Source organism: Microbacterium salitolerans (assembly GCF_019720895.1).
Lineage (GTDB): Bacteria > Actinomycetota > Actinomycetes > Actinomycetales > Microbacteriaceae > Microbacterium.
In genome coordinates this window covers 82,702-94,871 of record NZ_JAHKSH010000004.1, presented here as the reverse complement: position 1 = coordinate 94,871, position 12,170 = coordinate 82,702, and the positions used below count along the sequence as shown (strand labels likewise).

The following is a 12,170-nucleotide window of genomic DNA, read 5'->3' as shown; positions in this document are numbered from 1 at the left end:
CGCGATCCGCACACGTAGGATGGATCGTGTGACCACCAACTCGACGCGGAAACCGGCCACATCGTCCTCTCCGACCAGACGCATCGTCATCGCGACGATCGTCATCATCGCGGTGCTTCTCGCCGTGCTGTTCGGGATGGCGAACCTCTACACGGAGCTGCTCTGGTATCGCCAGCTCGGCTTCGGCTCAGTGCTGACGACGCAGTGGATTGCGCGGACGGTGATGTTCGCCGTCGGATTCGTCGGGATGGCGCTTCCCGTCTGGCTGTCGATCATGCTGGCGTACCGCATGCGCCCGGTCTACGCGCGCCTGAGCGCGCAGCTCGATCGGTATCAGGAGGTCGTCGAACCGCTGCGTCGACTCGCCATGTGGGGCATTCCGGTCCTGTTCGGCTTCTTCGCTGGCTTCGCCGCCTCTGCCCAGTGGGAGACGACGTGGATGTGGATCCACGGCGTCGACGCAGGTCAGGCCGATGACCAGTTCGGTCTCGACGTCACCTTCTACACCTTCGACCTGCCGTTCTGGCAGGGTGTCGTGGGCTTCGCATCCGGCGTGGTCCTCATCTCGCTCCTGCTCACGGCGCTCGTGAGCTACCTGTACGGGTCCGTCCGCGTCGGTCAGGGCGAGCTCAGCATCTCCCGCCCTGCGCGTGTGCAGATCGCCGTGATCGCGGGCCTTTACCTGCTGCTGCAGGCGGCGAGCATCTGGATCGACCGCTACGCGTCGCTCGTGACGCCGCAGGGCCGCATCACCGGCCCCGACTACGTGGCCGACAACGCCCTGATCCCGGGGCAGACCATTCTCGCGGTCGTCGCTGCGCTCGTCGCAGTGCTGTTCCTCATCACGGCCTGGATCGGCAAGTGGCGCTATCCGCTCGTCGCGACGGGCCTCCTCATCGTGACGTCGCTCGTCGTCACGATCGCGCTGCCCTGGGGCATCCAGACATTCCAGGTCACGCCGAACGAACGCGCTCTGCAGCTCGAGTACTACCAGAAGAACGTCGACGCGACGCGTGCGGCGTACGGTCTCGACCAGATCGAGCAGACCGAGTTCACCGCAGAGACGACCGCCGAGCGGGGCCAGCTCCGCGACGACGCCGACACGACCGCCTCGCTGCGTCTCATGGACCCGTCGATCATCAGCCCGACGGTTCAGCAGCTGCAGCAGTACCGCCCGTACTACCAGTTCGAGGACACGCTCGACGTCGACCGCTACGAGATCGACGGGGAGTCGCAGGACACCGTCGTCTCGCTGCGCGAGCTCAACATCGACGACCTCGGAGACGCGGCGCAGAGCTGGGTCAACACGACGATGACCTACACGCACGGCTACGGCATGGTCGCGGCGAAGGGCAATGAGCGTACGAACGAGGGCGAACCAGTCTTCATCGAGGGGGACATCCCGGCCGCGGGCTTCCTGTCCGACCTCGAGTACGAACCGCGCATCTATTTCGGAGAGCAGTCGCCGCCGTACTCGATCGTCGGCGCAGCCGCGGACTCGGAGCCTGTCGAGCTCGACTACGCGACGGGGTCCGGCGAGGAGAACCAGACCTACACGACGTTCGAGGGCGAGGGCGGGCCGAGCATCGGCAGCTACTTCCACCGCCTGCTCTATGCGCTCAAGTTCCAGTCGGAGCAGATCATGTTCTCCGACCAGATCAACGAGGAGTCGCAGGTCCTGTACGACCGCAACCCGCGCGAACGCGTGCAGAAGGTCGCGCCGTATCTCACGCTCGACAACGATCCGTACCCGAGCGTCGTCGACGGCCGCATCGTCTGGATCATCGACGGATACACGACGAGCGCGTCGTACCCGTACTCGACGCAGACGAGCCTGTCGCAGGCGATCAGCGACTCGTCGAATCCGCAGCCCAACCTGCTCATCGACGACGTGAACTACATCCGCAACTCGATCAAGGCGACGGTCGACGCGTATGACGGCTCCGTGACCCTGTACGCGTGGGACGAGGAAGACCCGGTCCTGAAGACCTGGCAGAACATCTACCCGGCGACCACCGAGCCGATCAGCGAGATGTCCGGCGACCTCATGAGCCACGTGCGGTATCCGACCGACCTGTTCAAGGTGCAGCGCGACATGCTCGGCACCTACCACGTCGACACGGCCAGCGCCTTCTACCAGCGGGACAACGCGTGGGACACGCCGGCCGACCCGGTGAACGGCGAGCTGCTCCAGCCGCCGTACTACCTGACGATGCAGATGCCGGAGCAGGAGGAGCCGAGCTTCTCGATGTTCACGACCTTCATCCCCGAGGGCGGTGAGCGCCAGGTGCTCATGGGCTATCTCGGTGTCGACTCCGACGCCGGATCTGAGGACGGCACGGTCCGTGACGACTACGGGACGCTGCGCATGCTGGAGATCTCGTCGGCCAGCACGGTTCCGGCGCCGGGTCAGGTGCAGAACAACTTCAACTCCGATGAGTCGATCGCCCAGGACCTCAACGTTCTGCGCATCGGCGACTCGGATGTGCGACTCGGCAACCTGCTGACGCTCCCGGTCGGCGAGGGCCTGCTCTATATGCAGCCCGTGTACGTCCAGTCGGGCAGCGGAACCTCGTATCCGCTGCTCCGGAAGGTGCTGGTCGCTTTCGGCGATCAGCTCGCCTTCGAGGACACGCTGGCCGAGGCGCTCGACACGCTGTTCGGCGGAGACTCCGGTGCAGAGACCGGTGACGATGACGTGACACCCGTCGACCCCGACGAGACGGCGAACCCCGATGAGGGCGGCACCGACGAGGGCTCGGGCGACGAGGGGTCCACCGACCAGCCGGCACCGCCGTCGAACGACACCTACGACCAGGCGCTCGCAGACGCGCAGGACGCGATGAACGCCAAGCAGCAGGCGCTCGAGAGCGGCGACATGGTCGCCTACGCCGAGGCTGATGAGCAGCTGTCCGACGCGATCGAGCGACTGCTCGAGATGTCGGAGTGATCTAACGCGAGAACAACGAATGCCCCGCGGACTTCGGTCCGCGGGGCATTCTTCTGTCACAGGTCGGAGCGGACAGCAGAAAGGCCCCGGATCCAGAGGATCCGGGGCCTTTCACATGGTTGCGGGGGCAGGATTTGAACCTACGACCTCTGGGTTATGAGCCCAGCGAGCTACCGAACTGCTCCACCCCGCGGCGCAAGAAACTACTCTACCAGATGCTCTTCGCCGTCGCACACGGCGCTGAGAGCCGCGCTGTGCCTCGATGTGTGCGGTGCGCCTGTCGCCCGCATCGCGACTGCGGTGAGCGACGGCCGGGTGCTGCGCGCACGAGAAAACCCGGCCTCATCTGAGATGAGACCGGGTTTCCGGAACTGGTTGCGGGGGCAGGATTTGAACCTACGACCTCTGGGTTATGAGCCCAGCGAGCTACCGAACTGCTCCACCCCGCGGCACGTCTATGACTTTACCAGCCGTTCAGGCGCGAGGCGAATCGAAGCGTCGTGCGCGCCTCCCGGGCATGTCTGAACGACCGCTGGATGCATGCGAGGATGGCCGCATGACGACTGCAGCTTCCTCGCTCGGCATCGCCGTCGGGCAGTTCGCGCCGACCGCCGACAGCGACGCCAACCTCGCGCAGGTTGCGGCATTCGCGGCGACGGCTGCGGAGCGCGGGGCGCGCGTGCTGCTCGCCCCCGAGTACTCGAGCTACTTCGTGAACCCGATGGACTCGTCGCTTGCGGAGCACGCGCAGTCGCTGGACGGATCGTTCACGCGCCGGCTGGCCGAGCTGGCAGCCCATCACGCGCTGACGATCGTCGCGGGGCTCGTCGAACAGGCCGACGGCGGCCGCGTGCGCAATACAGCCGTTGCGGTGGACGGCTCCGGCGTCGTCGCCGCATACCGCAAGCAGCACCTCTACGACGCGTTCGGCCAGACAGAGAGCGACTGGATCGAGCCCGGCGCTCTCGAGGCGCCCCAGACCTTCGTCGCCGGTGGCCTGACGTTCGGTCTCATGACCTGCTACGACCTGCGGTTTCCCGAGGTCGCCCGCACGCTCGTCGACGCCGGCGCCGACGTGCTGCTGGTGCCCGCCGAGTGGGTGCGCGGGCCGCTCAAGGAGCATCACTGGCGCACACTGGCGACCGCGCGCGCCATCGAGAACACCGTGTACGTCGCGGCGGCCGACCACACACCGCCGATCGGCGTCGGCAGCTCGCTCGTCGTGGATCCCGAGGGGATCCAGATCGCCGGGCTCGGCTCAGCGACCGACCTCGCCGTCGGATGGGCGTCCCGGGGCGCGATCGACACCGTGCGCCGAGCGAATCCCGCGTTGGCGCTACGTCGCTATCGTGTCTCGCCGCTCAGCGGCTGAGGCCCGCGAGGCGTGTGGCGGCCTCGGCCAGCACCTCGGTGCGCTTACAGGCGGCGAAGCGCACGAGTGTCGCGTACTCGCCGCGGTGCTCAGGCGAGGCGAATGCCGTGAGCGGCACGGCGACGACGCCGGCGCGAGCCGCCAGAGTACGGCAGAACTCCGACGCGTCCGTCGCGCCCAGCGGTGCGGCGTCGGCGACGGTGAAGTAGGACCCGGACGGCCGCGAGATCCCGAAGCCGGCTTCGGACAATCCGCGGCCGAGCACATCGCGCTTGGCGCGCATCTCGTCGACCGCCTGCGAGAAGAACTCATCGGGGAGGCGCAGCCCGCGGGCGATCGCCGGCTGGAACGGAGCTCCTCCCGAGTAGGTGAGGTACTGCTTGACCGTGAGGATCGCGTCGGCGATGTCGGCGGGCGCGGTGATCCATCCGACCTTCCACCCGGTCGTGCGGAAGGTCTTCCCACCCGATGAGATCGACACCGTGCGCTCGGCGGCGCCGTCGGTCGTCGCGATCGGTGTGTGCTCTCCGTCGAACACGAGGTGCTCGTAGACCTCGTCGGTCACGATCATCGCGTCGTGTCGGTCCGCGAGAGCGACGATCCGCTCGCGGACCTCCTGGGAGAAGACCGTGCCCGTCGGGTTGTGCGGGTCGTTCAGGAGGATCACGCGCGTGCGGCCGGTCACCGCCCGGTCGAGCTCGTCGAGGTCGGGCTGGAACTCGGGCCACCGGAGCGGCACCGTCACGAGCCGCGCACCGGCAAGGGCCGCCACCGCCGCGTAGGCGTCGTAATACGGCTCGAACACGACGACCTCGTCGTCGGGCCCGTCGATCAGCGCGAGAATCGTCGCGGCGAGGCCCTCGGTCGCCCCGGCGGACGCGAGCACCTCGGTCTCCGGATCCACGTCGAGGCCATAGAACCGCTTCTGGTGCTCCGACACGGCCTCGCGCAGGTCGGCGATGCCGCGGCCCGGCGGATACTGATTCTGTCCGTCCGCGATCGCGGCCCGCGCCGTCTCGAGCACGTCGGCGGGACCGTCTTCGTCGGGAAATCCCTGCCCGAGGTTGATCGCTCCGGTCTTGGCCGCGAGTGCCGTCATCTCGGCGAAGATGGTCGGGGCGACCTCGCCGTTCGCGCCGAGGAGGCCCGCCCCTGCTGCTGTGCGCCGCCATGCGCCGGGAATCTGCGTCATGCCGCCAGGCTACTGCTCGTGTCGGGCCCCGAACTCACACACGCGACCTACCCTGGACATAGCTTGGTCATAGCGTTCACGCGCATGCTGAGGGGACCACTCAGAAGGAGCAGCAATGAGCAACGACAACGGCACTCCGATTCCGCCGCTTCCCGATCGCTCCGCGGCCGACGCCGCGCGCGGCGACGCAGCGCCCATGTTCCCGGCTCCCCAGCACACGGCACAGACTCAGCAGGTCGCCACGGCGCAGGAGCCTGTGTACGCCTGGGCGTCGCCCGCACACGACCAGGGCGCCGATTCCCGCACGCAGAAGCGCGGCGGATCCGGCGGACGCGTCGCAGCGCTCGTCGTGATCGCGGCTCTGGTCGGTGGCGGTGCCGGTCTCGGCGGTGCGTGGCTCGGTAACAGCGTCTGGGGCGGATCGAATGACTCGTCGTCCGTCGCGAGCCAGGGACAGAATGTCACGATCAACAACCCCGATGACGTCAACCAGACGGCGGCGATTGCGGCCTCCGCGCTCCCGAGCGTCGTGACGATCGAGGCCGCGACCAGCGAAGGCACCGGCGGCAGCGGCTCCGGCGTCGTGCTCAGCGAAGACGGCTACGTGCTCACGAACACGCACGTCGTCACGCTCGGCGGCGCCGCGAACGACGCGCAGCTGCGCGTCACCGGCTCCGACGGCCAGATCTACGACGCGACCATCGTCGGGACGGACCCGACGTACGACCTCGCCGTCATCAAGCTCGAAGGCGCGTCGGGACTGACGCCGATGGAGTTCGCCGACTCGTCCGAGCTCAACGTCGGCGACACGACGGTCGCGATCGGCGCCCCGATGGGCCTCGCCAACACCGTCACGACGGGCATCATCAGCAACCTGAACCGATCGATCGAGATCGCGTCCGCTGCGGCACCCGAGGACGCGGAGGCCCAGGAACCGGAGGGGCAGACGCCCGAGAACGGTGGCCAGGATCTGCCCTGGTTCTTCGACATCCCGGGACAGGAGCAGCAGCAACAGCAGGCATCGGAGTCGATCAAGATCTCGGTGCTGCAGACTGACGCGGCCATCAACCCCGGCAACTCCGGTGGGGCGCTCGTCGACGGCGAGGGCAAACTCATCGGAATCAACGTGGCGATCGCGACCTCGGGGGCCTCGAGCGAGGAAGGCGGATCCATCGGTCTCGGCTTCGCCATCCCTTCCAACGTCGCGGACCGCATCGCGAATGAGCTGATCGAGAACGGCTCAGCTACGCACGGCCTGCTCGGCGCGAGCGTGTCGCCGTCGGCGTACGTCGAGGGCACGACGACGACGGGCGCGTATGTCGCGGAGGTCATCGACGGGGGAGCGGCGAAGGACGGCGGCCTCCAGGAAGGCGACGTCATCACGCACTTCAACGGCGTGCGCGTCAACGATGCGATCGACCTCACCGCGCAGGTTCGTGCCGCCGCGGCAGAGAGCGACGCGACGGTCACCTACGTGCGAGACGGTGAGGAGCACGAGACCGAGCTGACGCTCGGCACTCTCGAGTGACACGCAGCCCCCTCGGAACGGCGCCATTCGGCGGGCATTAGGCTCGTCGGGTGGCGTCCTTCTCGTTCGGTGCGGGCAATGCGGCAAAGCTCGCCCGCATTCCGCTCTATGCCCTGGGGCGACTCGTCACGTTCGCGGTGCCGCGCTCGAGGCGCTGGGTGTTCGGCTGCGGAGCCGGCATCGCCGACGGTGCGCTCGAGGTCTGGCGTGAAGCTGAGCATCACGGAATCGACGCCGTCTGGCTGACGACGACCGAAGACGAGGCCCGGGAGGCGGCCCGCGCGGGCATCCCGACGCTGCCGAAGATGTCGTGGCGCGGCTTCTGGGCGACGACGCGTGCGCGCGTCGTGGTCGTGACCCACGGCTTCGGCGACGTCAACCCGTACGCGGTGACCGGCGCCTTCGTCGCCCAGCTCTGGCACGGGATCCCTCTCAAGAGGATCGGCCTCGACGCCCCCGAGATGGTTCGCAGCGCGTTTCTGCCGAACTCCGCGATCATGCGGCGGATCATCGCGTGGATGTATCGCCGCTCCGCGCAGCGCATCGGCCTGATCCCCGCCGCGAGCCATCTGGTGAGGGCTCGCCTGGAGTCGGCGTTCGGCATCTCCGACGCCCAGATCGCGGTCACCGGGGAGCCGCGCGTCGATGTGCTCTCGCGCGACGACTCCGAGACGCGAGCGCGGCGCGCACGCGAGATCGTGCGGCGCGCAGCTCCCGCCCTCGACGGCTCTCGACGCATGCTGCTGTACGCCCCGACGTGGCGCGACGGCCAACCGGATCCTGCGATCCCTTCCGATGATGAGTGGCACGAGGTCGTCGCCGTCCTCGAACGGCACGACGCGACGCTCGTGATCCGCTCCCATCGACTCGGCGCCGGGAGCTACACCCCACCCGTCGCGACGGACCGCGTCCAGGAGCTGGGGGCCGACCTGCTCGGGGACGTGACTCCGGCCCTGCCGGCGTTCGACGCGCTCATCACCGACTACTCCTCGCTGGTCTACGACACCGCACTCGTGCCGCTCCCCGCGCTGTTCCTCGCCCCCGACGAGGCCGAGTATGCCGTGCGACGGGGGTTCTACGGGACGTATCGGGATGTTGCCGGGCACGACGTCCCGACGACATGGCACGCGATGGTGCCCGAGATCGACCGGCTTCTCGGGCAGGATGAATACCGAGCCCGCCTCGCGGGCCGAGCCCGGCGCCTGAGTGAGACGGTGCACGCGTTCCACGACGGCGGCAGCACTCGCCGCGTGCTGCACGAGATCCTCGAGAGGATCGGAGAGACGAGGCCATGAGGATCGCGACGATCGTGGAGATCGACGACGAGGCGAAAACGCTGGTCGTCGCGGGCGAGGGCGCGCGCCCCGAGCGCGCCGAGCTCGTCGGCGCGCGCGTGCGCGTCTCGGCCGGGATGACGGGACGCGGCCGCACCTGGAAGGCTCGCTTTCCTCTGCACGTCGACCGCTGGGGAGGGCCGGACCTGCCGCTTCCCTCCGGCGAGTATGTCCTCGAGATCGACGACCACGAGGTGCGCGGGTTCGTCCCGATGATCATCTCGGAGTCGCTGCGCGTCGACGTCGCGGGCTCCGTCGTCACGATCGGGCCCCCCGTCGATCCCTCGCTCGAGAACCCCGAGGCTCGCGCCGCGCTCGAGCGGCGGTACGCCTGCCACACGGCACCGCTCGAGAACGCCGTGTTCTTCGAGAGCTTCTACGGCCGCGTCGCGGGAGACAATCCGCTCGGGATCGACCGCGAAGTCGCACGGGTCGCGCCCGAGATCACTCGCTACTGGAGCGTGGTCGACCTCTCCGTGCACGTCCCGGACGGAGCAATCCCGGTCGTGGAGGGCACGGCCGAGTGGTGGAGGGCCCGCAGCGTCTCGCGACTGCTCGTCGTCAACGACTGGCTGCGTCATCGATTCGATCGTCGTGACGGCCAGCACGTCCTCCAGACCTGGCACGGCACGCCGCTCAAGCGGCTCGCGCTCCACCGGCGCGGATTCCAGCCTCGCCGTTGGGGAGCGATCCTCAAGGAGTCCCGACGCTGGGACGTGCTCCTCGCACAGAGTCCGGCGGCGGGCCGGATCCTCGCCAAGGCATACGCGTTCCTCCGTCGTCCGGTGTGGATCGAGGGGTATCCGCGCAACGACGTCCTGTCGACGGGCGATGGCGGCGACACACGTCGCGACCTCGGCATCGGGGCCGACGAGCGTGTCCTGCTGTACGCGCCGACGTGGCGCGACGATCGCCAGGAGATCGTCGACTTCATCGACCCCGCAGAGCTCGCCGAGCAGACCGGGTCGGTCGTGCTCGTGCGTGGACACAGCCGCACGCTGCAGCCGGGGCGCAGCGTCTCGGGACCGCGCGTGATCGACGTCACGGGGTTCGCCGACACCGCTCTCCTGATGCTCGCGGCCGACGCGCTCATCACCGACTACTCCTCCGTGATGTTCGACTTCAGCGTGACGGGCAAGCCGATGTACTTCCTCGTGCCCGATCTCGATCACTATCGGGGCCAGCTGCGGGGCTTCTACTTCGACCTCGAGCAGCGTGCTCCCGGGCCGCTCGTGCGCACCCTCGGAGATCTCGTGGGAGCGCTTGACGAGGATCCGTCCGCCCACGACGCGAAGTACCGTACGTGGCGCGCGCGCTTCAACCCGCGCGACGACGGCCATGCGGCCGAGCGCGTCGTGGCACGGCTGTTCGACCAGCGCTTCCTCGCGCGCTGAGACAGCCCTCAGGGGAGAGGCGTGTTGCGTCCGGAGAGGCGTGAGGTGTCGACCGTGTCGCGTGCGCCTCGAGTGACGCCGGCGAGGAATCCGGCGCCCCAGGCGAGGTGCATCGTCGGCACGACGGCCAGTGTCCAGACTCGCTCACGCCATCCCGCTCCTCGCCGCGTCGCCGCGAAGCCCGCGACGACGATCGCGTAGGCGGCGACCGGCAGGAACACCAGCCCCAGGATCGCCGCGAGCGGCCCGGTGAGGACCCGCGCGATACGGAGTACGCCGACCACCACCGCTGCGACGAGCGTGCCGAGCAGGGCGGGCGGCGCGAAGAAGCGGAGTGAGTTGCGCGTGCCGTATCGGCGCACGAGCTCGCCGCGCCAGCGCCCCGTCGCGAGGAACTGCCGCGTGAGTCGCGCCCAGCTCTCGCGCGGCCAGTACGTGACCGACAGCGCGGGGTCGAACATGACGCGGAAGCCCGCGGAGCGGATTCGGAGATTCAGCTCCCAGTCCTCGCCGCGGCGGATCGACTCGTCGAAGAACCCGACCTCGTCGAGGACCGCGCGACGCATCACTCCCAGGTACGCCGACTCGGCCTCGCTCTCCTTTCCGCCGCCGTGGTATGCGCCGCCGCCGAGACCGACGCGCGAGTTGTATGCGGACGCGACCGCGCTCTGGAATGGTGTGCGCCCCTCTGCGCGCATGATCCCGCCCACGTTGCCCGCGCGCGTGCGCGCCAGGGTGTCGAGGGCGCGCTGCGTGTAGCCGGGGGCGAGCTCGGAGTGCGCGTCGACGCGCACGATCGTCGGGTGGCTGCTCGCGCGGATGGCGCGATTCAGACCCACGGGGATATCGGCCTCGGGATTGTCGACGAGGACGATGCGAGGATCCGTGGTCGCGAGTTCGCGCGCGAGGTCGGTCGTGCCGTCATCGGAGGGCCCGAGCGCGAGGATGAGTTCGATCGGCCCGTCGACGCGCTGCTCCAGCGTCGAGGTCACGGCGCGCTCGAGGTACCTGCGCTCGTTGAGCACGGGCATCACGAAGGACACGCCGGATCCCGGAGGGACGAGGGGAGCGTCCCGCGTGGAGCGCTCTGGCCGCATCGAATCGGGATCGTTACGCATTCGTCGATCATCGCACGGGGAGGTGTCAGGGCGCCTGGTTAGCCTGGAGCGTGTGGCACTGCTGAATGACGCGAAGAACGCGATCGGTCTCGTCAGAAAGGCGGCGGACGCGAGGAACGCGTACCGCGCCGTCCGCGTGGCGATCGCCGCGCAGGGACCTCTCGAGCGGAATCGATACCAGATCGCGGTGTACTTCGCGGATGGCGACGTCAACATGTACCAGATGCGCCAGTGGTACGAGCCGCTGCAGGAGCTGGCGAAGACGTGGCCCGTCGTCGTGATCTCGCGCCAGGCGACCGGAGCGCGCGCGCTTCTGGACGACGGCGCACTGCCGGTCGCATTTCTGCCCGAGGTTGCGGGCATCGAGAAGTTTCTCGGCTTCCAGGACATCCGCATCGTCCTGTACGTGAATCAGAACACGCGCAACTTCCAGATGTTCCGGTACGGCCGGCGCTGGCACGTGTTCATTAACCACGGCGAGTCAGACAAGATGTACATGACGACGAATCAGTACAAGGCGTACGACTACGCGCTCATCGCGGGCCAGGCGGCGCGCGACCGACTCGCGCGGACGCTGTGGGACGTCGATCTCGAGCGCAAGGCGATCGAGATCGGGCGGCCGCAGGCGGACCACTACTCGGGGTCGACGCCGTTTGCAGATGACGGACGCACGGTCGTGCTCTACGCGCCCACGTGGGAGGGGGACCGTCCCGCGGCCCACTACGGATCTGTCGTCACGCACGGCGAGAAGCTCGTCGCACGGCTGCTAGAGGACCCCCGCTACCGCGTGATCTATCGCCCCCACCCCCGCAGCGGCGTCATCGACCCCGCGTACGGCGAGGCGAATGTGCGGATCGTGCGCGCGCTCGAGGCCGCGAACGAGCGCGACCCCCGGGCGGATCACGTGTACGACGACGGGCCGGATCTCGGCTGGCAGCTCGCGACGGCGGATGTGGCGATCGTCGACATCTCCGCGATGGTGTACGACCGCCTCGCCGTCGGCAAGCCGATCATGATCACCCGCCCCGAGGATCCGGAGGCATCGATCGATGAGGGCGGCTACCTCGGCGCGTGCGAGTGGCTCGAGGCGGAGCGCGCCGAGGACGTTGTGAGCGAGATCGCCCGCGTCATCGACGATCCCGAGACGACGGGGCGCCTCGAGCACTGGGTGGGCCACTATTTCGGTGACACGACCCCTGGTGCCCCGACCGCGCGCTTTCATCGCGCGATCGAGACGCTCATGACGCGCTGGGACGCGTGGGCTGCGCGCGACGCACAGTAG

Annotated in this window: 8 protein-coding genes and 2 tRNA genes; 6 read left to right on the top strand and 4 right to left on the bottom strand. The window is 68.5% G+C overall.

Going from position 1 to position 12,170, the window contains the following annotated elements; translation table 11 throughout:
• Positions 1 to 19 precede the first annotated feature (19 nt).
• A complete protein-coding gene (locus KOL93_RS10050; RefSeq protein WP_221585228.1) occupies positions 20 to 2,950 on the top strand; it encodes a UPF0182 family membrane protein in 2,931 nt (976 codons plus the stop codon).
• 116 nt (positions 2,951 to 3,066) lie between these two features.
• Here the strand turns inward: KOL93_RS10050 and KOL93_RS10045 are convergent.
• Both KOL93_RS10045 and KOL93_RS10040 read right to left on the bottom strand, forming a co-directional pair.
• Positions 3,067 to 3,143 (bottom strand) — tRNA-Met (locus tag KOL93_RS10045).
• Positions 3,144 to 3,322: 179 nt separating this feature from the next.
• Positions 3,323 to 3,399: transfer RNA gene (locus tag KOL93_RS10040), tRNA-Met, on the bottom strand.
• Between the two features lie 107 nt (positions 3,400 to 3,506).
• Between KOL93_RS10040 and KOL93_RS10035 the strand changes: the two genes are divergently transcribed.
• On the top strand, positions 3,507 to 4,322 hold the full coding sequence (locus KOL93_RS10035; RefSeq protein ID WP_260406419.1) for a carbon-nitrogen hydrolase family protein: 816 nt from the start codon (positions 3,507 to 3,509) through the stop codon (positions 4,320 to 4,322).
• Here KOL93_RS10035 and KOL93_RS10030 read toward each other — a convergent pair.
• On the bottom strand, positions 4,312 to 5,514 hold the full coding sequence (locus KOL93_RS10030; RefSeq protein WP_221585226.1) for an aminotransferase class I/II-fold pyridoxal phosphate-dependent enzyme: 1,203 nt from the start codon (positions 5,512 to 5,514) through the stop codon (positions 4,312 to 4,314). The two genes, KOL93_RS10035 and KOL93_RS10030, sit on opposite strands and share 11 nt — an antisense overlap.
• 115 nt (positions 5,515 to 5,629) lie before the next feature.
• Here KOL93_RS10030 and KOL93_RS10025 point away from each other — a divergent pair, with 115 nt between their 5' ends.
• The 3 genes from KOL93_RS10025 to KOL93_RS10015 are packed head-to-tail and all read left to right on the top strand — an operon-like array spanning position 5,630 to position 9,770.
• On the top strand, positions 5,630 to 7,042 hold the full coding sequence (locus KOL93_RS10025; RefSeq protein WP_221585225.1) for a S1C family serine protease: 1,413 nt from the start codon (positions 5,630 to 5,632) through the stop codon (positions 7,040 to 7,042).
• 50 nt (positions 7,043 to 7,092) lie between these two features.
• Positions 7,093 to 8,337, top strand: coding sequence for a CDP-glycerol glycerophosphotransferase family protein (locus tag KOL93_RS10020; RefSeq protein ID WP_221585224.1), 1,245 nt, complete (start codon positions 7,093 to 7,095; stop codon positions 8,335 to 8,337).
• Positions 8,334 to 9,770, top strand: a complete 1,437-nt coding sequence (locus KOL93_RS10015; RefSeq protein WP_221585223.1) for a CDP-glycerol glycerophosphotransferase family protein — start codon at positions 8,334 to 8,336, stop codon at positions 9,768 to 9,770. The genes KOL93_RS10020 and KOL93_RS10015 overlap by 4 nt, the downstream gene beginning before the upstream one ends.
• Before the next feature lie 8 nt (positions 9,771 to 9,778).
• Here KOL93_RS10015 and KOL93_RS10010 read toward each other — a convergent pair whose 3' ends face one another.
• On the bottom strand, positions 9,779 to 10,867 hold the full coding sequence (locus tag KOL93_RS10010; protein WP_221585597.1) for a glycosyltransferase family 2 protein: 1,089 nt from the start codon (positions 10,865 to 10,867) through the stop codon (positions 9,779 to 9,781).
• A 73-nt stretch (positions 10,868 to 10,940) separates the two neighbouring features.
• Between KOL93_RS10010 and KOL93_RS10005 the strand changes: the two genes are divergently transcribed.
• The gene (locus tag KOL93_RS10005) at positions 10,941 to 12,170 is read left to right on the top strand and encodes a CDP-glycerol glycerophosphotransferase family protein (RefSeq protein ID WP_221585222.1); all 1,230 of its coding nucleotides are present in this window, start codon (positions 10,941 to 10,943) and stop codon (positions 12,168 to 12,170) included.